A 19,656-nucleotide genomic window follows, 5' to 3' on the forward strand; every position below is an offset into this window, starting at 1 on the left:
AAGTGCTTTTCGGCAAAGCTATGCGCCGCCCTTGAATGTTACCGCATGTTTCTGGCATCCCAAAAGATGCTCTCGCGGTAATGTCTGATCGGTCAAAAGCGGAGCTCCACCAGGCCCCGCTTTGTTTCCTGAACCTGTTTTTTGCCGCATTGCTTGGCCAAACAGCAGGCAACGACAAAATGAAGGGATTGCCGGTGAGCGATACGAATCAGAGCAACGGAACTCCGAACGGGCAGAAGGGGCCGATCATCCCGAAATCGGCCAACGAAGCGCTGCGTCCGGAACGTGTTCCGGATCCGCCGAAGCGCTCCCGCAAGGCCCGCAGTCAGATGGTGATCTTTCTGAACTTTCTGATGACGCTGGTCGTCTTCGTCATCGTTCTCGCGGTCATCGGTGCCTACTACGCCATTTCTGCCTATCAAAGCCCCGGGCCCCTGACGACCAACAGCAATTTCATCGTGCGCAACGGCGCGGGCCTTGCCGAAATTTCCAATCGGCTTGAAGCCAACAACATCATCTCCGATGCCCGTATCTTCCGCTACCTGACGGTCACCTATCTGCATGATGGCGAAACCTTGCGGTCCGGCGAATACGAGATCAAGGCCGGCGCTTCCATGAAAGACATCATGGAACTGCTGAAATCCGGCAAGTCGATCCTCTATTCGGTCACCCTGCCGGAAGGGCTGACCGTACGCCAGATTTTCAACAAGCTGCAGGCTGACACGGTGCTCGAAGGCGACCTGCCTTCGGCGCTGCCGGCGGAAGGCAGCCTGCGGCCCGACACCTACAAGTTCACGCGCGGTACCAAGCGGACGGAGATCGTTCAGCAGATGGCGGGCGCGCAGGAGAAGCTGGTCGATCAGATCTGGGAGAAGCGCGATCCGAACCTGGCGCTTGCCAACAAGCAGGAATTCGTGACGCTCGCCTCGATCGTCGAAAAGGAAACCGGTCTGGCGGATGAGCGGGCCCATGTCGCCTCCGTCTTCCTGAACCGCATCGGCAAGGGCATGCGCCTGCAGTCCGATCCGACGATCATCTACGGTCTCTTCGGCGGCGACGGAAAGCCGGCCGACCGACCGATCTACCAGTCGGATCTGAAGAAAGAGACAGCCTACAACACCTATATCATCAAGGGGTTGCCGCCGACGCCGATCGCCAATCCGGGCAGGGATGCACTGGAAGCCGTTGCCAATCCCTGGAAGACACAGGACCTCTATTTCGTCGCTGACGGCACCGGCGGGCATGTCTTTGCCGCAACGCTGGAAGATCACAATGCCAACGTCAAGCGCTGGCGCAAGCTCGTCGCGGAAAAGGGCGAGGACCCGAGCGCAATCGCGGTCGATGGTCAGCCGGACGATGGCGCCGCTGCTACCCCCGGTTCCGGCACACAGCAGAAAAAGAAGACGAACTGATCCTTGGCCCGCACCGTGCTTTCGATGGGACGCACGGGCGGACTCACGTTACAATCGTCCGCGATACGCTGATTTTCGGCGAATGATGGACCATAATCTTCGGAGGCTTGCATGGGGCTGCAGTCCATGACCGGTTTTGCCCGGCGTGAGGGAACGAGCGGGCGCTCTCGTTGGGCATGGGAGCTGCGGTCGGTCAACGGCAAGGGCCTTGACGTGCGTCTGCGGCTGCCGCCAGGACTGGAGCGCCTGGAAACCGATATACGCAAGCTGATCACCGACAGGTTTTCGCGCGGTAACCTCCAAGTCGGCCTTTCCGTGTCTGTCGACGAAAGCCGGGTCGAAGCCGTCGTCAATCAGAATGCGCTGGCGACCGTGCTGACGCTGCGCGACCAGCTTACCGGCCTTATCGATCCTGCGCCGCTCAGGCTGGACACGCTGCTCGGTATCCGTGGCATTGTGGAATTCAAGGAAGCTGAAGAGAGCGAGGAAGCGCTCGCGGCGCGTGACGCCGACATCATGGCGGGTCTTGATGGAGCGCTTGGCGATCTTACCGAGATGCGTCGGCAGGAGGGCCATGCGCTCGGCCAGATCCTTCTTGGTCATGTCGTCACTATCGAGACGCTGACGGGGGCGGTTGAGCGCGATCCTTCGCGCTCGCCGCAGGAGATCGCCGCAAAGCTGGCGGCGCAGGTTGCCCTGCTTCTTGACGGTGCAGCAAGCCTCGATCGCGACCGTCTGCATGCGGAAGCCGCACTCATCGCCACCAGGGCCGATCTGCGCGAAGAGATCGATCGGCTGAAGGCGCATGTGACGGCTGCCCGCGACCTGATCGCCAAGGGCGGTCCGGTCGGTCGCAAGCTCGATTTCCTTGCACAGGAATTTAACCGGGAATCGAATACTATCTGTTCGAAGTCGAATGCCGCGGCGGTCACCGCCGCCGGCATCGAATTGAAGGTGGTCATCGATCAGTTCCGCGAACAAGTCCAGAATTTGGAGTAGGCTATGAAGCCGGCGACATCCACATCCATTCCAATTGCCCGCCGGGGGCTGATGCTGGCCATTTCCTCGCCCTCGGGCGCGGGGAAGTCGACGATTGCCCGCACGCTGCTCGACACCGACAAGCATGTCGGCCTTTCCGTCAGTGTCACGACGCGGCAACGCCGGCCGAGCGAAATCGAGGGCGTGCACTATCATTTCGTCTCGCAACGGGAGTTCGAGCGGCTTCGCGATTCCGATTCGCTGCTTGAATGGGCAGAGGTACACGGCAATTTCTACGGCACGCCGCGCGAGCCGGTGGAAACGGCGATGGCCGAGGGCCGCGACATGCTCTTCGATATCGACTGGCAGGGCGCACAGCAGCTTCAGGAGAAGATGCCCGCCGATGTCGTCTCCATCTTCGTGTTGCCGCCGACCATGACGGAGCTGCAATCGCGCCTGCATCGCCGCGCCGAGGATTCCGAAGAGGTGATCGCCACGCGGCTTGCCAATTCGCGATCGGAGATCGCCCATTGGCGTGAGTATGACTATGTCATCATCAATGACGACCTGAATGCCGCCTTCGATGCGGTTCAGTCGATCGTCAAGGCCGAACGCCTGCGCCGCGACCGTCGTCACGGCATGTTCGATTTCGTCCGTGGTCTCCTGGAAGAAACGCCGAAGCTCTGATGCCGATCGGAAATTCCGATCCGGTCAGAAGCTCTGATCTCAGATCAGAGGCAATTCGCCAGGCGGCAGAATTCCACGACGGAGAGCGTTTCGGCGCGGCGCTGCGGATCGATATCGGCTTTGTGCAATAACGCCTCGCCACCCAGCGGCTTCAGGCTCTGGCGCAGCATCTTACGACGCTGACCGAAGGCAGCCTGTGTTACCTTCTCCAGCTTTTCGACGTCGCAGGGGATCGGTTTTTCCCTTGGGGTCAGATGCACGACCGTCGAGGTTACCTTCGGCGGCGGCGAGAAGGCCTGGGGTGATATGTCGAAAGCCATGTGGGCGTTCGTGCGCCAGCCGCAGAGAACGCCGAGACGGCCGTAATGATCGTCATCCTCGTCAGCGACGATCCGCTGGCCGACTTCCTTCTGGAACATCAGCGTCAGCGACTGCCAGAAGGGTGGCCAGTGGCCCGGCAGTAGCCAGTTTACCAGCAACTGCGTGCCGACATTATAGGGCAGGTTGGCGATGATCTTCACCGGACCTTCCGGCGCCATCGCCGCGAAATCCGTCTTCAAGGCATCGCCCTCGATGACCTCCAGCCGGCCGGGATAATGGGCGGCGATTTCGGCGAGCGCCGGTAGGCATCGCGCGTCGCGCTCGACGGCGATGACCTTCGCGGCCCCGAGCGCCAGGATGGCGCGCGTCAGTCCGCCCGGTCCCGGACCCACCTCGAAGACGGTAACGCCTTCCAGCGATCCGGCGGTGCGGGCAACCTTCTGGGTCAGATTGAGGTCCAGCAGAAAGTTCTGGCCGAGCGCCTTGCGCGCGTCGAGGCCATGGCGCTGAATCACATCGCGAAGCGGAGGAAGGCCGTCGAGCGCAGCCATCAGCGGTCGCTTCCCGCACGGCTGATCTCGCTTGCCAGCCTGAGGGCGGCCACGAGGCTATCCTCCTTGGCGACACCCTTGCCGGCAATGCCGAAGGCAGTACCGTGGTCCGGCGAGGTGCGGACAAAGGGAAGGCCGAGCGTGACATTGACGGAATCATCGAAGCCGAGCGCCTTGGCCGGGATCAAGGCCTGATCGTGGTACATGCAGATGGCAACGTCATAGCCTTGGCGCGCGGCGTCATGGAACATCGTGTCGGCGGGCAGGGGACCGAAAGCATCGATGCCCTCGTTGCGCAGCACCTCGATCGCTGGGCGGATGATCTGCTCATCCTCCTTGCCGATCGCGCCGTTCTCGCCGGCATGCGGATTGAGGCCGGCGATTGCGAGACGCGGCTTGGCAATGCCGAAGCGGGTCCTAAGATCGTGATCGGTGATCCGGCAGGTCTGGATGATCAGATCGGTCGTCAGCGCCGCCGGCACGTCCTTCAGCGGGATATGAATGGTGACTGGGATGGCCCGCAGTTTCGGCCCTGCGAGCAGCATTACCGGCATCACCGGCTTGCCTGTCGCACGCATAGCCAGATCTGCGAGGAACTCGGTATGTCCGGGAAAGCCGAAGCCGGCATCGTAGAGAACAGATTTCGCGATCGGATTGGTGACGACAGCCGCAGTGTCGCCATTCATGCTGAGCGAGACCGCCGTCTCGATAGCCGCAATCGTACCCTTCGCCGTAGCAACATGCGGTTCGCCGGCGACCACAGTCGTGCCGGCAGCGATTGGCAGCACCGGCAGGGCCTCGGTGAAGACGACGCTGGCAGTCGCCGCGTCTGCTTCCCGCAGGGGTACATCCAGGTTCAATTGCCTGGCGCGCGTCGCAAGGACGTTCGGATCGCCGAGAAAGAGGAAGGGTGGCAGAGAAAGCTCGCCGCGGCGGAGCCAGGCGGCGAGCGTGATGTCAGGTCCGATACCTGCAGGATCCCCTTGCGTCAGCGCGAGGGGGTGGGAAGGGTGCTGCGGCATCGCGGCAATCAGCGATAGAGGATCTGCGCCTTGGAGCGCAGTTCGTCCATATATTTCTTGTCGTTGGCGCTGACGCCCTGAGCACCCGCCTTGCCGATGTCTTCGGCGCGGAAGACGGCTGCGGCGGCAACGTCGTCGTTCACTTGGCGCTGGGAGCAGATGGCGACGTATTCAACGCCACGATCGGTGACGACAGGGGTGGTCGTGTTGCCCTGGGCCTTTTCAAGCAGCGGCTTCCAGACTTCGGGAAGATCGGGCGCGAGCACGCGGCCGAGATCCTGGACGGAAACGTCACGCATGGTTGCGGCAAAGACCTTCGCCTGGTCGCAACCGGGGAACTTGGAGCGCGAGGATTCCGCCTCGGCCTTGCGCTGGTTGAGGATGGCATTCCGCTTCGCTTGCGGGACGACGAAGATAATCTGTTTCAGGAAGTATTCCGTCGTGACCGGCTTTGTCTTGTTTTCGGTCATGCGCGTCACGAGGTCGTCGTTCGACAGCTTGCTGGAGTTGCTCGAGCCGAAGCGGGCATTGACGACGCGCGGCCAGCTCATGGAGACGGCGACATAGGATTTGAAGTGATCGACGCCGACGCCCATCTTGTCGAGGATCTGGCCGAGCTGCTGCGGCGACATCTTGTTGCTCGCGGCGAAGCGGCCGAAGGCGCTGTCGACGTCTGACGTCGACACCGACATGCGCACGCGGGAGATTTCAGCCCGCTTCAGCGTCTCGTCGACAAGCTGTTCCTGCGCCAGCTTGTTGAGGTCGCCCTTTTGATGCTGCAATTTGAGGAAGTTGACACGCTTGGCGATATCGCCCGAGGTAATCACCGAGTTGTTGACAACGACCTTCACCTCGCTTGCAGCGAATGCAACATCGCTGCTCGGCATGGCGAACGTGGCCATGATCAGCGCCGCGGCTCCGAACAGCACAGCGCGCATCGGTGTCTTTTCAGAGAACATCAATTACCCCTTCCCAAAGGTCCTTATCCGCACTGCGTCACATCGGGACGCCGTTCGCGCAATACGGCAATTTTGCGCCACATGTCTACAACAAGCACGACGAATTGCAAAATCCTTGCGGCGAAACAATGACGCGGAGAATGGCTGCGGTCGGTTTCAAACAAAAAGGGCCGGCTGTGGAGCCGGCCCTCTTTTTGAGTTTGATGGATCAGAACGTGGCGTCCTGTGTGTTGCCGAGATTGACGTCGCCGAGCGTACGGAACGTTATCCTGGCGCCGACCGACCAGTCGCTTGCCGATGCATCCGTCGAATCCTTCTTGTTCAGGAAGGAAATGCTGAAGATCGTGCATTCGTCCTCATAGGAGAGGCCAACGCCCTGGCGAGTGATCTCACTGTCGTTGATGTCATAGTTCACCGTACCGAATACAGACCAATATTCCTTGAACTTGATCTGCGCACGCGTCTGGATTTCATCCTGATCCGAGGTGAAACCGTATTGTGGCTGCGCGGCAATATGCGTGTAGGTCGCCGTGGTCTGGAAGACATCATTGGAGAAGCCGACCGTGGTATCGCCACGGCGGAAGGCAAAATCCTTCTCGTCGAAACGATAGGACTGCGAAAGCGAAATGCCCTGCGGCGTGGTGAGGCCAAACATGGTCACGTAGTCGGAGCGGGTGGTTTCAAGCCCCGAGTCCGCGCCGACGCCGGCCAGATCGGTCTCGGCGAAGGAGTTGCGGCCGGCAAGCTGGAAGGACTGGCCGAATATATGCTGCAACTTGTAGCCACTGTCGAAGTTGCCGGTGTAGCGCCAGCCGACATTGGCGCGTGTGCCGCCTTCGACGCGGTCGAAACCGGAGAACTTGTCGCGATCAAACAGATTGGTCGCATCGAAGACGAAGCTTTGTGCATCCTCATTCGGCAGACGTCCGGCAAGCTGCTCGTCCGGACGCACATAGAGCTGTGCGATCGGCTCGAACACATGCGTGCTGTTGCTGGTAGTGATGAGGAAGGGATACTTCGCTTCAACACCGGCCGTCGCCATGCCACGCGTGGCATAGTCGCTCGTGTCGTAATTGCCGGAATAAGTGCCAGCTCCAGGCGCATCCATGTCCAGGCCATAGACGTCGCCGCGAAGTGCCGCCAATGGCGTCAACACCAGACCTTGATCCGTGGTGAAGGTACGTTGCCACTGCACCTCGGTGCTGAGGCGCGTATAGTCTCCGGAAAGACCGAGATAGCGGTCATTCAGGCTGGAGTCACCGAGAGTATTGGTGGCGTCAAGCGCCAGGGTCTTGTCACGCGACAGGTGCGTGAAGTTCATGGTCGCCGACAGTTCGCCGCCATAGACCGACTTCGGATCGACATAGTGATAGTCGACGCTCGGATAGACGACCGCCTGCTGTTTCTCGGCGGTGCTGTTATTGTCGGCGTCCTGGACGTCGTAATAGAAGGCGCGCATATCGAAATAATTGCGCTTGCCGAGGCCGGTCAGATAGATGTCGTTGGTATGGGTGCTCTGGTTGAGACCATCGAGCCCATAGGTGCGCGAGAAGTTATTGTCGCTCTGCGCCATGACATCCCAGCCGAAGGTCCAGCGGGGATTGATCTTGAAATCCGCCTTGGAGGAGATCATGCCGCGAGCCTTGTGCTCGGCATCGCTGGTGCCGGACGTGAACGTGCCGGGGTCCATCTGGTTGATACCTGCAACCCGCAGGGTATGCGTACCGTTTTCAAACCGTTGACGGAATTCGCCCTCAAGCAGGAGGCCCTGGCTCGTGTAGCCAGTGGCACTGATCGTAGCGTCCATGCTCGGCGATATGACGTAGTAGTAAGGAACCTTCAGACCGAAGCCGAGGTGCTGCGAAACACTCATCGACGGAAACAGGAAGCCGGACTTGCGCTTCACCGTGTTGTCGGGAACCTCGATCCACGGAACATAGGCGACCGGTTGGCCGAACAGTTCAAAGCGGGCATGCTCGAGGCGGACGGTATGCGTCACGCCGTTTTGCACCACGCGCTGCGCCTTGACCTGCCAAAGCGGCGCGCGGCCCTGTTCGGAGCAGGCCTGACAGGCCGTATAGACACCCTTGGTCAGAATCAGCTGCGTGCCGCCGACACGCTCGCCTTTTTCGGCGACCATGCGGGTATTGTCCGGCATTTCGATGCGCAGGGCATTGACGAAACCGTCGGAGAAGCTGTCGGTGACATCCATCTTGTCACCGTACATACGATTGCCGTCGGGGGTGATCAACTCGACATTGCCGAGAGCCATCATCCGACCGGACTTCTGATTATATTCAACTTTCTGGGCGACCATTTTGTAGCCGCCATAGTTGATCTGCACGGCACCGGTGGCGGTGACGATCTGATTGTCCTTGTTATAGACCAATTCGTTGGACGAAAGGACTAGCTTGGAGCCGTCGGGTACCTTGACCTTTACAGGAGCGGTCGCAGCACCGGCGCCGCCATTGTTGTTGGTAGCCTGGGCGTAAGCTACGACCGGGCTCATGATATACGCGCATGTAGCCGTGCCCGTGATAAGGGCAGCCACAAACTTTCTGATACTCTTGCGGTTGCCCGCCACTAGCCGTCCTCCTGATGAAGCAGGATCGTTGCTCCGAATGCCAAAGCGACGATCACGGGTATCCATGTCGCCACGAAGGGAGGAACCACTCCGCTGCTCCCGAATGCCTTTACAAGCACGGTGACAACATAAAGCACGAAGCCTGAGAGGATTCCACCCAGAATCACGGAGCGCGATTGGTTGAATCTACTGAATTTTAGGGACACGGTTGCTGCGATCAGCGTCATTGCCACCAAAAGGAATGGCTGTGATAGCAGCGAGTGAAATTGCGTTTCAAGTGCCTTGGTTGAGATCCCGAAGGACTTGGCAATCGCTATTCGATTAGAAAGATCATAAAAAGCAATGGTTTCCGGCTGCGCCAAACGCTCGGAGACAAAATCCTGTTTCAGATTCGTACGAACCTGTGTCGTGGTTTTGTGAACGGGAATTTCGCCCGGGCTCCGCTCGACGACACTGTTAAGAAGCCAGTAACCATCTTCCAACTTTGCCGACTGGGCATCCTGCCTCAGAATGATATTTCCCTGTGAATCGAAGTGGATAAAGACAACGTTCATCAGCGTTGTGCCGTTGTTGAGAACGGCCTTGGCGCCGATGATGATGTCGCTCTTGCCATCCGACTGACGCAGCCACGGAATGGAAAGTGTATTGCGATAGGACGGATCGCCGCGCAGATCGGCTTCCATCGTTTCCGACTGCCGCTGGCCCCATGCCGCAACCGGATTGAGGGCGAACATGGTCATCAGCCCAACAGCGAATGCGCCGACAATGAAGGGTGTCATGAACTGCCAGACGGAGATGCCGGCCGCGCGCGCGATTACCAGTTCGCGACGGCGATTGAGCGTGATCAACACGGTCATGCCGACGAAGAGGGCGATGAACGGCACCGTTTGCTGCATGATGAACGGCAACCTGACCGCCGTCATCAGCAGACCGATTTTGACCGTATACCCCGGAAGGCCAGCGAGCCGCCCAGCGGTCTCGCTGAAGTCGATCAGATACACCAGCGCCGTGACGCCGAGGAAAAACCAGAGAGTCGTGGCGATGTAGCGCGTGAAGAAGTAGCGGCCGAGCGTGCTGAAGATCATGCGCCGCTCCCATTCGAGCCGCCGGGTGTCGGGATTCGTTCCTGAAGCTTCTGCCGCCAGGTGCCGAAGCGGTTGCGGATCGACACCGGCATGGACATTCTCCGGTTCCTGAACAGCAGGAAGATCGCAATCAGAGTGGCGCCGATATTGATCGCATAGAGGATGCCGACGAAATAAGGAGCCGTCTCGATCTGGTTGGCCGCGTAAAAGTCCGCCCAGCGCAGTGCAAAGGCGATAGTAAGCGCCGATACCATCGGATGCAGCCGCGCCTCGCGATGCGATCGCGCATCGCCGGCGATCACCAGGGATATCAGCGCAAAGATGGCCGGCAGCGCCCAATCGGTCAGGCGCCGATGCAATTCGGAACGATATCCGCTTGGTCTGGTCTTATAATCCGCATCATTCGGATCCGGACTGAGCAGGAAGCCGAGACTGCGGTCGCCTGCGCGCAGGGTTGCCTGACCGCGGTTTTGCGTCATGTCGGAAAGGTCGAAGGAGTAGGAATCGAATTTGATGACGGAGACGTTGCCGTCAGACGTCTTGCGGTGAACTTCGCCGTCTCTCATCAGCAGCGACGAGCCGCTCGCATCAACGGCGCCTTCCTTGGCATAATAGATGAGATCGAAAGCCGGATCGCGCGAATCCACCACGAACAGCCCCTTCAGGATTCGTCCCGACATGCGCTGTGTGATCTGCACATAAAGCCCGTCTTCGATGCGCCGGAAATTCTTCTCTTCGATCACGGTCGAGAGCAGGTCGGCATAGGCTTCCGCAACCATTTGCCGGGCGGCGACACGGGCCTTCGGTTCCACCATATTGTCAACGAGGAAGGAGAAGACGCTGATCGCTATGGCGAGAATCATGATCGGGCGGATGATGATGCTGCGTCTCGCGCCCGCCGCTTCCATGACGGTCAGCTCCGAATCGCTGTTCATCGCGGTGAGCGTCTGGGTGATGCCGATGACCAATGCGAACGGCAAAACGACGGGAATGATGGTCGGCAGAATAAGGGTCGCAAGCTTTGCGAACGAACCGATCGACTGGCCGCTATCGGTCACGAGATTGATGCGCTGCAGTACCTGAGTCGTCCAGATAATAGCGAGCACCGGCAGCAGGGCTACCAGGAACATCATGCCGACACGCCGTACGATATATGTTTCGAATAACTTCATGCCGGCCCTTAAACGCAACGCTCCGTCGGGCGAGCCGGCAGAGATTCATCCTCCTCTACGCTGTTTGCGTTTTTTTGGCGACAACCCACTCGCAAAAAATTCGTTAATTTTCTGAGATTCTTCTGCTGTGTGTCGTTTGGGAGAGGGCCAGAAGTGCGGAGAATATGACAAGAGAAGAGAGCCAGCCAAGCACGGCATCCGACAGATAGTGGCTTCCGAAGGCTACTCTGAGGGCCGGAATGAGGATTGAAACGACTGCGATCGGTGGCGCAAGAGCGGTGCGGGCGGGCTGCGGGATAATGAAGATCAGGCAGAACAGCCAGCCGGCGGATGCCGCTTCACCGGAGATGAAGGAACAGTTGCTGACGCATTTCCCGGCAAAAGACCCGGCATGAACGAAATCAAGCATGCCGCCGAAGAGGTCTGTCTGCCGTGGCCGTGGACGGCCCGAGAACGCCTTGAGCCAGAGATTGACGATCAGCACGGGGCCGAGAAGCAGCGAGCCGAGTGCAACTCTCAGATTGCGGTCTCGCAGCGTCTTGAAGGTTGCGCCGTGCTGCTGCCAGCCCTGGAGCAGCATCCAACAGAGGCCGGCGGCAACGATATAGGGAAGCTGGAAGAATATCTCCCTGAGCAGGCGCATATGCGGATCGTCCCCATAGGGGAAAATGCCGCAGACCTGGCTGGCTTTGACAGGGACGATGCATCGTTCCGGCAGGAAGAACATATTGGCGACGGCGAGATCGATCTGTGGAAAAATCGAAAACAGCCCGAGCAGTATCCACCATAGGCAAAAGAGAGCGACGAACGCGTCGCCGGCCGTGCGCGGTCGCAGGATCTCGGGAAAACGGTCCTGGCGATCGAAGGTGCTGGAATCGATGATCAACGTGGCGTTCCTGTCAGTGACAACGCCGGGCAGGCGGCGGCACGCAACGCATGCGCCAATAGGCTAGCGACAATAGATGACAGGGATTTGAAGGTGGCAGTGGACGCTTCTTCGCCGAATGTCTCGCCAAAAGCTTGTATTTGAGGGGGAAAGCTTGAATGATCGAAGTCTATAATTCTATTTTGCGATACGCATATATATCGGAGCAGAAATGTCTGTGAAATTCGAGATTTCCTTTGCCAAAACGGTCCGGCTCAATGGCGGTCTGGCCATTCTGCTGAAAGACACGGACAGCGAATCGCCGGCGGGGGCCGTAAGCGCCGATCCGGCGAATGTTTTCGCCAAGGCCGCGCGCATCGCCCACTTCACAGCCAAGGGTCTGGCGAGCCTCGATATCGTCGCGCCCGAGGGCTCGCCCGTCGACCGGATTATCGTCATTGGTACCGGCAAGGCTAAGGAGCTGAATGCGCATGATTGGCTGAAGCTCGGCGGTGCCGCCGCGGCGCGGATCCGCAACGTCGACAAGGCTGCGATCTTCATTGACCTGCCCGGCGTCCAAGCCGGTGGCAAGGCGGCCGCCGATTTTGCGCTCGGCATGCTGCTGCGCGCCTACAGCTTCGACACGTACAAGACGAAGAAGGGCGATGACGAGGACAAGAACGGTGCGCAGAAATCCGTGAAGGTGACCATCGTCACCCCGGATGCCGCGGCCGCAAAGAAGCTTTTCGCCGCCTCGGAAGCGATTGCCGGCGGCGTTATCCTGGCGCGCGATCTCGTCAACGAGCCGCCGAATGTGCTTGGCCCGGTCGAGTTCGCCGCCAAGGCCAAGGCGCTGGAGAAACTCGGCGTTGAGGTAGAGATATTGACGGAGCGCGAGATGCGCCGGCTCGGCATGGGTGCGCTGCTTGGCGTGGCGCAGGGTTCCGTGCGTCCGCCGCGTCTGGTGATCATGCAATGGAAGGGCGGCAAGGCAAAGGAAAAGCCGGTCGCCTTCATCGGCAAGGGTGTCGTCTTTGACACCGGCGGTATTTCCATCAAGCCCGCCGCCGGCATGGAAGACATGAAGGGCGACATGGGTGGGGCGGCGGCCGTGACCGGCCTGATGCACACGCTCGCGGCCCGCGGTGCGAAGGTCAACGCCATCGGCGTCATCGGCCTGGTCGAAAACATGCCCGATGGTAATGCCCAGCGTCCAGGCGATATCGTCACCTCCATGTCCGGCCAGACGATCGAGATCATCAACACCGATGCCGAAGGCAGGCTCGTGCTCTGCGACGCGCTTTGGTACACAAACGATCGTTTCAAGCCGCAATTCATGATCAACCTGGCGACCTTGACAGGCGCGATCCTGGTGGCGCTCGGCAATCTGCAGGCCGGCCTGTTCAGCAATGACGACCAGCTGGCAAACCAGCTCACTGCCGCCGGCCTTGTCACCAACGAACGCCTGTGGCGCATGCCGCTCGGCAAGGACTACGACAAGATGATCGACAGCAAGTTCGCCGATATGAAGAACACCGGCGGCCGCTATGCCGGCTCGATCACCGCCGCGCAGTTCCTCAAGCGATTCGTGCAGGAAACGCCCTGGGCGCATCTCGATATCGCCGGCACGGCGATGGGCTCGACCTTGGACGAGATCAACCAGTCCTGGGGTTCGGGCTTCGGCGTGCGCCTGCTCGACGAACTGGTCCGTGAGAACTACGAATCGTGACCTTCGGACATGTTTGAGATAGGAGAGGCGGCATGACCGACGTTCTCTTCTATCACTTGACCGAATCGAAGCTCGAAGATGCCCTGCCGCCGCTGATCGACAAGAGTGTCGAGCGTGGCTGGCAGGTCGCCATCCAGACACGCGAGCAGGCCCGGCGCGATGCGCTCGACACGCATCTCTGGACCTATCGCGAGGACAGCTTCCTCCCGCATGGCACCGACGAAAGCGAGATGGCGGACAGGCAGCCGGTTCTCCTGACCGTCTCACCGGACAATCTGAACAATGCCAGCGTCCGCTTCTTCATCGACGGCGCCGAAGCCGCCGATATCGAGACCTACCAGCGCGTCGTCTTCATCTTCGACGGTTACGATCAGGAACAATTGGAAGGCGCCCGCGCGCAATGGAAGAAGTTGAAGGGCGAGGGGCATAACCTCACCTATTGGCAGCAGACCCAGGAAGGCCGTTGGGAAAAGAAGGCGTGAAGGAGTTCGATTATCAGTCGAATGATCAAATTCCCTGGCGTGAGATACCGGGCGGTGGCGAGTTCGTCGAATATTTCGGCCATGATCCCGACTTCCATGATGCGGAGATCGTGCAGATCACGCTCAACCGCCACTCTCAGAGCTCGATTTCGATCCATACTTGGAACAATGCCCCTTTCGACATCGCCAAACATGTGGTCGTAACCTTTTCTTTGGCTGATATCGCTGATCTTCAGCTTGAGAATTTCAGCCATCAAAATGTTCTCAACGGCCTTGCGGTTCGATTGGCGCCCGAGCGAAAAGACAGGCGGCCATACTACGGCCGCGACCCGCATCCGAAGGATATCGAGATTGAACTGCGACCCTGCTTTGGGCTCTGCGGGTTCATACGGGCGAGGACGATCAGCATCAGCTTTGCGAAGGGCAAGCCCGAGGACACAACCAAGTCGTGATATGCGACACGCGACAAGGATAAGACAGCGCGTCAGATCGGGCTGTTGTTCGCAAGAACCTTTTCGATGAAGTCTTTCTTCGACGCCGTATAGGCGGCGCGGTTGTCGGCATATTTCCTGGCCAGGTCGATCTTCAGCATTTCATAGGCCAGTGCCAGATCTGGATGTGCACGGAGCCTGTCGCGAAATAGAAGCCATCGATTCCAGTTGATGCTGTTATATTCAACGATATGAACGAGATGCGTGCGCGTCTCGCCTTCGATATCACGACCGAAAATATGATCGTCGGGAACGAGGTCGGTGCCGACATAGCAGTAGCCGATCTCCTCCATCGGCCGGATGCATGCCAAGCCGTCATCGAAGCGCCTGACTGCGACAGCGATATCGATGATTGGCTTCGCCTTGATCGAAGGGATCGACGTGCTGCCTATATGCTGGATGTCGAGGGCGATATCGCCGAGCGCCTTGCGAATGGCTGCCGCTTCGAGCGCGTAGGCTTCCTGCCAACGGGCATTCGGCACAGCAAGCGTGACGCATTTGTTACCGACGCCTAGCCCGAAATTTACCCCGCGTTCCGAGGACATTACGATCTCCGTAGCAAGTGAAGATGCGCCACTCTAGCATGGCGCGCGGCGCATCTCACCGGTCAATCGAGTTTAGTCGTGGAAAGCCTCGACGAATTTGCGCTTGCCGAGCATGAATGCATCGGCGACATGGCGCAGCGGCGCGAGGTCGACATCGGACGTGCCGGCTTTGACGATCTCGGCGAAGCGGCGATAGAGCGATGGATATTCGGCCTCCGGCGCGGTGAAGGTCAGTTCGCCGTTAACGGAGAGCTTCGAGCCGCCTTCGGAGAGCACCATCTGGCCCGCCTCGGTTTCGGCGACGATATCCCAGCTCTGCTTGCCGGTCTGGCGCCAGTCGAATTCGGCACGAACCGGAAGCCCCTGGCCGCTCTTGAACTGCAGATCGGCGGCGATCGGCGAATCGCGGTTCTCGGGGAATTCCAGCACGGCGCCGGTGAGGAACAGTGGCGGCAGGATGTGGGTGACGATCGACAGCGCGTTGATGCCCGGATCGAAGACGCCGAGGCCGCCGGCCTGCCAGATCCATTCCTGGTTCGGATGCCAATGGCGCACATCTTCCTTCCAGATCACATGCACGCTCTTGATCGTCGTCCCGTCGAGGAAGGCCTTGGCGGCTTCGACGGCTGGCGCGTAGCGCGAATGCCAGCTGGCAAACAGCGAAACACCCTTTGCCTTGGCGAGTGCCTCAAGATCGGCGACTTCGCTCAGCGTCGCGCCCGGCGGCTTTTCCAGGAAGACATGCTTGCCAGCCTGGAGCGCCTTGTAGGCGGCTTCATAACGATATTGCGGCGGCATGCAGAGCGAGACTGCATCGATCTCGGGAACCGCGTCCAGCATGGCCTCGATGGTGGTGAAAGCCGGAATGCCTTCGACCGTGCCATGGCGGCTTGCGGTCGCAACCAGTTTGAAATCCGCATTGTTGGCGATGGACGGAAGATGCTGGTCTCGGACGATCTTGCCGACGCCGACGATAGCGAGATTGATGGGGGACATGGGGTGTCTCTCGATTAGTATGATTATTGGTATGGTCTTTTATCAGAACGTCAGAGGTGGGCAAGGCCGGCAAAGCGCAAATGCAACGCTCCTCCCGCAAGGCCACGCTCACCCTGCCATCTTCACAGTTGGAAAACCAGCTTAGGCTCTTGATTGACAGCGTGAAATCGGCACTCTGCCTGTGCGCGGCGTAAGGATCCTGGGAAGAAACTGCCGCGGGGGGAAAAATCATGAAAGCATTGCTCGGCTTCAGCCGGCTCATAGATCATGTCACGGAGATCATCGGCAAATCGGTCTCCTGGCTCATCCTGGTTGCGGTTCTGGTCAGCGCCGGAAACGCCATCGTCCGCAAGGTGTTCAACATCTCGTCGAATGCCTGGCTGGAGGCGCAATGGTATTTGTTCGGCGCCGCCTTCATGCTCGCCGCCGCCTATACGCTTAGGCAGAACGAGCATATCCGCATCGATATCCTCTACGGCTCTCTCTCGCGGCGCGTGCAGCACTGGATCGACCTTCTCGGCCATTGCCTGTTTCTCATGCCCTTCGTGCTATTGATGATTTACGATCTCATCCCCTATGTCCGGATGTCCTTCATGTCCGGCGAAGTCTCCTCCAGCGCCGGCGGCCTGATCATCTGGCCGGGCAAGGCCTTGCTGCTGGCGGGTTTCTTTCTGCTGGCGCTGCAGGGTGTCTCCGAGATCATCAAGAAGATCGCCATCATGCGTGGCGATATGGATGATCCGACACCCTACGTGCCGACCCATGCACCTCTCGATATCGAGACGCATGCAGGGGAGGTGCGCTGATGTTGGAATTCATTGCCGTGAACATGGCTCCGATCATGTTCGCTTCGCTGATCATCTTCCTGCTGATCGGCTATCCCGTTGCCTTCGCACTCGCCGCCAACGGTCTGCTGTTCTTCTGGATCGGCGTCGAGCTGGCACCCTATTCCGGCGGCTCGATCCACCTCTCCTGGCCGCTGCTCAACGCGTTGCCGGATCGCTTCTGGGGCGTGATGTCGAACGATACGCTGCTGGCGATCCCATTCTTCACCTTCATGGGCATCGTACTCGAGCGCTCCGGCATGGCCGAGGATCTGCTCGACACGGTCGGTCAGCTCTTCGGGCCGATCCGCGGCGGCCTTGCCTATGCGGTGATCTTCGTCGGCGCGCTTCTGGCCGCCACCACCGGCGTCGTTGCCGCCTCGGTCATCGCCATGGGCCTGATCTCCCTGCCGATCATGTTGCGCTACGGCTATGACCGGCGGGTTGCATCCGGCGTTATCGCCGCCTCGGGCACGCTGGCGCAGATCATTCCGCCGTCGCTGGTGCTGATCGTGCTGGCGGACCAGCTCGGCCGCTCCGTCGGTGACATGTATGCCGGCGCCTTGATCCCCGGTCTGGTCCTGACCGGCCTCTACATGCTCTACGTGCTGATCATGTCGATCGTCCGGCCGAACTCCATGCCGGCGCTGCCGAAAGAGGCGCGTTCGCTCGGTTCGGGCGTGACCTCGCTCTTCGTCGCGTTGCTGGTCTGCGCTGGTGTCGCCTATGCCGCTCATGTCTATCTGACGCCGATCTACGGGGAAAACGCCGATATTCTCGGCGCAACCGTCGGCGTCGCATTCATCTATGCCATCGCCGTCATCGACAAGACGATGAAGTTCAACCTGATGTCGCGGTTGGCGCAGCAGGTGGTCATCGTGCTGATCCCGCCGCTGGCGCTGATCTTCCTCGTGCTCGGCACCATCTTCCTCGGCATCGCGACGCCGACGGAAGGCGGCGCGATGGGGGCGGTGGGCGCGCTGATCATGGCGTTGGCCAAGGGACGACTGAACATGGATGTCATCCGCTCGGCGCTGGCGTCGACGACGCGGCTCTCGTCCTTCGTGCTGTTCATCCTGATCGGCTCGCGCGTGTTCTCGCTGACCTTCTACGGCGTCAACGGCCATGTCTGGGTGGAGCATCTGCTGGTGTCGCTGCCGGGTGGCGAAGTCGGCTTCCTGATCGCCGTCAACCTGCTGGTCTTCGTGCTGGCCTTCTTCCTCGATTTCTTCGAGCTGGCCTTCATCATCGTGCCGTTGCTGGCCCCCGCCGCCGAAAAGCTCGGCATCGACCTCATCTGGTTCGGCGTCCTGCTCGGCGTCAACATGCAGACGAGCTTCATGCATCCGCCCTTCGGCTTTGCGCTGTTCTACCTGCGCTCGGTTGCGGCAAAGGTGCCCTATCTCGACAAGGTGACAGGCAAAAACACCGCGCCGGTGACGACGGGGCAGATCTATTGGGGTGCCGTGCCCTTCGTCGGTATCCAGATCCTGATGGTGGCGCTGACCATTATGTTCCCGCAAATGGTCATGCATTACAAAGGTTCAGGTACGGGCATCGATCCGAATACGATCAAGATCGACGTGCCGGGCTTCGGCACTCCTGGCCAGGACAATGGCGGCGGTCTCGGCCTGCCAGGCCTGCAGCTGCCGGGCGGTAATCCGCTGCAGGACAAGCCGGCTGATCAGAATGGCGGGCAGTCCAATCCGCCCGCCAACGACCTCAGCCAGCCGCCGTCGTTTAAATGATGGCAGGGCTGCCGTGCTTCATGCATTCGAAAAGAAAAACCCCGGAGCAATACTCCGGGGTTTTCATTTGACCATGGGTGAAGATCAGATCTTTCCGGCGCGCTGCTGCGTCATCATGTAGACGTCGTAGCTGTATTCCGCGACCTGGGCATAGAGGTAATGCTGGCCCCGGAAGCCCTTGATCGATTCCCAGATCTTCTTGAAGGTCGGGTTTGAGGCTTCCATTTCGGCATAGACCTCATTCGACTTTTCGAAGCAGGCATTCAGGATTTCGGTGCTGAACGGCCGCAGCTTGGCGCCTTCAGCGACGACGCGCTTGATGGCGGCCGGGTTCAGATAGTCGTATTTCTGCAGCATGTTGGCGTCGGTCGCCTGGGCTGCGGTGCGCAGCAGCGACTGATAGGCCTTCGGCAGGCCCTCATAGGCCGCCTTGTTGAACATGAAATGCACCGTCGGGCCGCCTTCCCACCAGCCGGGATAGTAGTAGTAGGGGGCGACTTTGTAGAATCCGAGCTTTTCGTCGTCATAGGGGCCGACCCATTCAGCCGCATCGATCGTACCTTTTTCAAGGGCGGGATAAATGTCGCCGCCGGCGATCTGCTGCGGCACGACGCCAAGGCGCTCCACCACCTTGCCGGCAAAGCCACCAATTCGCATCTTCAGGCCCTTGAGATCGGCGACGGTGTTGATTTCCTTGCGGAACCAGCCGCCCATCTGCACGCCGGTATTGCCGCCGGGAAAACCGATCAGCCCTTGCGTTGCCAGGAATTCGTTGAAGAGATCGATGCCGCCGCCGTGATACTGCCAGGCGTTCATCCCACGGGCATTGAGCGCGAAGGGAACGGCCGCTCCCAGCGCCCAGACCGGATCCTTGCCCCAATAATAATAGGAGACCGTGTGGCATGCCTCGACCGTGGCAGCGGACGCAGCGTCGGCGGCCTGTAGGCCGGGTACGATTTCGCCTGCCGCGAAGACCTGGATCGTGAAATTGCCGTCGGTCGCTTCCGATACATATTTCGACAGCACCTCCGCGCCGCCATAGATCGTGTCGAGCGACTTCGGGAACGACGAGGTCAGGCGCCAGTTGATTTTCGGAATAGTCTGAGCAATGGCCGGAGCCGCAAGGGCCGCGGCGGCAACCGAGCCCGCACCGGCAACGCCGGCTTTCCTCAGAAATGAACGACGATCCATCTATATTCTCCCCC

At 59.7% G+C, this 19,656-nt stretch carries 18 protein-coding genes; 8 read left to right on the forward strand and 10 right to left on the reverse strand.

Annotated features, from left to right (window positions below):
- Positions 1-194 precede the first annotated feature (194 nt).
- The 3 genes from mltG to gmk all read left to right on the forward strand — a co-directional run bounded on the left by mltG (position 195) and on the right by gmk (position 3,077).
- Positions 195-1,412, forward strand: coding sequence for an endolytic transglycosylase MltG (gene mltG / locus AB6803_RS13275; RefSeq protein WP_371109326.1), 1,218 nt, complete (start codon positions 195-197; stop codon positions 1,410-1,412).
- Between the two features lie 111 nt (positions 1,413-1,523).
- On the forward strand, positions 1,524-2,411 hold the full coding sequence (locus AB6803_RS13280; RefSeq protein WP_371109327.1) for a YicC/YloC family endoribonuclease: 888 nt from the start codon (positions 1,524-1,526) through the stop codon (positions 2,409-2,411).
- Between the two features lie 3 nt (positions 2,412-2,414).
- Positions 2,415-3,077 (forward strand): guanylate kinase, encoded by a 663-nt coding sequence (gene gmk / locus AB6803_RS13285; RefSeq protein WP_371109328.1) that lies wholly within the window; start codon positions 2,415-2,417, stop codon positions 3,075-3,077.
- Positions 3,078-3,121: 44 nt separating this feature from the next.
- Here gmk and rsmA read toward each other — a convergent pair whose 3' ends face one another.
- From rsmA to AB6803_RS13320, 7 genes are all read right to left on the reverse strand, one after another.
- The gene (gene rsmA, locus AB6803_RS13290; RefSeq protein WP_371109329.1) at positions 3,122-3,949 is read right to left on the reverse strand and encodes a 16S rRNA (adenine(1518)-N(6)/adenine(1519)-N(6))-dimethyltransferase RsmA; all 828 of its coding nucleotides are present in this window, start codon (positions 3,947-3,949) and stop codon (positions 3,122-3,124) included.
- Complete coding sequence (pdxA, locus tag AB6803_RS13295) at positions 3,949-4,971, reverse strand: 4-hydroxythreonine-4-phosphate dehydrogenase PdxA (RefSeq protein ID WP_371109330.1); 1,023 nt, start codon at positions 4,969-4,971, stop codon at positions 3,949-3,951. Before pdxA ends, rsmA begins: the two co-directional genes overlap by 1 nt.
- An 8-nt stretch (positions 4,972-4,979) precedes the next feature.
- Positions 4,980-5,930: a peptidylprolyl isomerase gene (locus AB6803_RS13300; RefSeq protein ID WP_371109331.1), complete on the reverse strand. Its 951-nt coding sequence runs from the start codon at positions 5,928-5,930 to the stop codon at positions 4,980-4,982.
- A gap of 208 nt (positions 5,931-6,138) precedes the next feature.
- Complete coding sequence (locus AB6803_RS13305) at positions 6,139-8,439, reverse strand: LPS-assembly protein LptD (RefSeq protein WP_371109332.1); 2,301 nt, start codon at positions 8,437-8,439, stop codon at positions 6,139-6,141.
- A 74-nt stretch (positions 8,440-8,513) separates the two neighbouring features.
- Positions 8,514-9,599: an LPS export ABC transporter permease LptG gene (gene lptG, locus AB6803_RS13310; protein ID WP_371109333.1), complete on the reverse strand. Its 1,086-nt coding sequence runs from the start codon at positions 9,597-9,599 to the stop codon at positions 8,514-8,516.
- Positions 9,596-10,771 carry an LptF/LptG family permease gene (locus AB6803_RS13315; RefSeq protein WP_371109334.1) on the reverse strand — a complete coding sequence of 392 codons (1,176 nt, stop codon included), beginning with the start codon at positions 10,769-10,771 and terminating at the stop codon, positions 9,596-9,598. Before AB6803_RS13315 ends, lptG begins: the two co-directional genes overlap by 4 nt.
- Positions 10,772-10,874: 103 nt before the next feature.
- Positions 10,875-11,657 carry a phosphatase PAP2 family protein gene (locus tag AB6803_RS13320; protein ID WP_371109335.1) on the reverse strand — a complete coding sequence of 261 codons (783 nt, stop codon included), beginning with the start codon at positions 11,655-11,657 and terminating at the stop codon, positions 10,875-10,877.
- Between the two features lie 211 nt (positions 11,658-11,868).
- On the opposite strand from AB6803_RS13320, the gene AB6803_RS13325 reads away from it, so the two are divergent.
- The 3 genes from AB6803_RS13325 to AB6803_RS13335 are packed head-to-tail and all read left to right on the forward strand — an operon-like array spanning position 11,869 to position 14,299.
- Positions 11,869-13,365 carry a leucyl aminopeptidase gene (locus AB6803_RS13325; RefSeq protein ID WP_371109336.1) on the forward strand — a complete coding sequence of 499 codons (1,497 nt, stop codon included), beginning with the start codon at positions 11,869-11,871 and terminating at the stop codon, positions 13,363-13,365.
- A 32-nt stretch (positions 13,366-13,397) separates the two neighbouring features.
- Positions 13,398-13,847: a DNA polymerase III subunit chi gene (locus tag AB6803_RS13330; RefSeq protein ID WP_371109337.1), complete on the forward strand. Its 450-nt coding sequence runs from the start codon at positions 13,398-13,400 to the stop codon at positions 13,845-13,847.
- Positions 13,844-14,299 (forward strand): hypothetical protein, encoded by a 456-nt coding sequence (locus tag AB6803_RS13335; RefSeq protein WP_371109338.1) that lies wholly within the window; start codon positions 13,844-13,846, stop codon positions 14,297-14,299. Before AB6803_RS13330 ends, AB6803_RS13335 begins: the two co-directional genes overlap by 4 nt.
- Positions 14,300-14,331: 32 nt before the next feature.
- On the opposite strand, the gene AB6803_RS13340 is transcribed toward AB6803_RS13335, so the two are convergent.
- Together AB6803_RS13340 and AB6803_RS13345 are read right to left on the reverse strand one after the other, a co-directional pair.
- Positions 14,332-14,883 (reverse strand): GrpB family protein, encoded by a 552-nt coding sequence (locus AB6803_RS13340; protein WP_371109339.1) that lies wholly within the window; start codon positions 14,881-14,883, stop codon positions 14,332-14,334.
- 72 nt (positions 14,884-14,955) lie between these two features.
- On the reverse strand, positions 14,956-15,879 hold the full coding sequence (locus tag AB6803_RS13345; RefSeq protein WP_371109340.1) for a Gfo/Idh/MocA family protein: 924 nt from the start codon (positions 15,877-15,879) through the stop codon (positions 14,956-14,958).
- 230 nt (positions 15,880-16,109) lie between these two features.
- Between AB6803_RS13345 and AB6803_RS13350 the strand changes: the two genes are divergently transcribed.
- Positions 16,110-16,685 carry a TRAP transporter small permease subunit gene (locus AB6803_RS13350; protein WP_174050880.1) on the forward strand — a complete coding sequence of 192 codons (576 nt, stop codon included), beginning with the start codon at positions 16,110-16,112 and terminating at the stop codon, positions 16,683-16,685.
- Positions 16,685-18,451 carry a TRAP transporter large permease subunit gene (locus AB6803_RS13355; RefSeq protein WP_371109341.1) on the forward strand — a complete coding sequence of 589 codons (1,767 nt, stop codon included), beginning with the start codon at positions 16,685-16,687 and terminating at the stop codon, positions 18,449-18,451. Before AB6803_RS13350 ends, AB6803_RS13355 begins: the two co-directional genes overlap by 1 nt.
- Positions 18,452-18,535: 84 nt before the next feature.
- Here AB6803_RS13355 and AB6803_RS13360 read toward each other — a convergent pair whose 3' ends face one another.
- Positions 18,536-19,642, reverse strand: a complete 1,107-nt coding sequence (locus tag AB6803_RS13360) for a TRAP transporter substrate-binding protein (RefSeq protein WP_371109342.1) — start codon at positions 19,640-19,642, stop codon at positions 18,536-18,538.
- Positions 19,643-19,656: the final 14 nt, after the last annotated feature.

Source organism: Rhizobium sp. RCC_161_2 (assembly GCF_041355235.1).
Classification (GTDB): domain Bacteria; phylum Pseudomonadota; class Alphaproteobacteria; order Rhizobiales; family Rhizobiaceae; genus Rhizobium.

Excerpts from the sequence above, each read along its gene's own strand:
- AB6803_RS13300 (WP_371109331.1), bottom strand. The coding sequence starts at position 5,930 with ATGTTCTCTGAAAAGACACCGATGCGCGCTGTGCTGTTCGGAGCCGCG.
- AB6803_RS13330 (WP_371109337.1), top strand. The coding sequence starts at position 13,398 with ATGACCGACGTTCTCTTCTATCACTTGACCGAATCGAAGCTCGAAGAT.
- rsmA (WP_371109329.1), bottom strand. The coding sequence starts at position 3,949 with ATGGCTGCGCTCGACGGCCTTCCTCCGCTTCGCGATGTGATTCAGCGC.
- AB6803_RS13350 (WP_174050880.1), top strand. The coding sequence starts at position 16,110 with ATGAAAGCATTGCTCGGCTTCAGCCGGCTCATAGATCATGTCACGGAG.
- lptG (WP_371109333.1), bottom strand. The coding sequence starts at position 9,599 with ATGATCTTCAGCACGCTCGGCCGCTACTTCTTCACGCGCTACATCGCC.
- gmk (WP_371109328.1), top strand. The coding sequence starts at position 2,415 with ATGAAGCCGGCGACATCCACATCCATTCCAATTGCCCGCCGGGGGCTG.
- AB6803_RS13305 (WP_371109332.1), bottom strand. The coding sequence starts at position 8,439 with ATGAGCCCGGTCGTAGCTTACGCCCAGGCTACCAACAACAATGGCGGC.
- AB6803_RS13315 (WP_371109334.1), bottom strand. The coding sequence starts at position 10,771 with ATGAAGTTATTCGAAACATATATCGTACGGCGTGTCGGCATGATGTTC.
- AB6803_RS13345 (WP_371109340.1), bottom strand. The coding sequence starts at position 15,879 with ATGTCCCCCATCAATCTCGCTATCGTCGGCGTCGGCAAGATCGTCCGA.
- AB6803_RS13340 (WP_371109339.1), bottom strand. The coding sequence starts at position 14,883 with ATGTCCTCGGAACGCGGGGTAAATTTCGGGCTAGGCGTCGGTAACAAA.
- AB6803_RS13360 (WP_371109342.1), bottom strand. The coding sequence starts at position 19,642 with ATGGATCGTCGTTCATTTCTGAGGAAAGCCGGCGTTGCCGGTGCGGGC.
- pdxA (WP_371109330.1), bottom strand. The coding sequence starts at position 4,971 with ATGCCGCAGCACCCTTCCCACCCCCTCGCGCTGACGCAAGGGGATCCT.
- AB6803_RS13355 (WP_371109341.1), top strand. The coding sequence starts at position 16,685 with ATGTTGGAATTCATTGCCGTGAACATGGCTCCGATCATGTTCGCTTCG.
- AB6803_RS13280 (WP_371109327.1), top strand. The coding sequence starts at position 1,524 with ATGGGGCTGCAGTCCATGACCGGTTTTGCCCGGCGTGAGGGAACGAGC.
- AB6803_RS13325 (WP_371109336.1), top strand. The coding sequence starts at position 11,869 with ATGTCTGTGAAATTCGAGATTTCCTTTGCCAAAACGGTCCGGCTCAAT.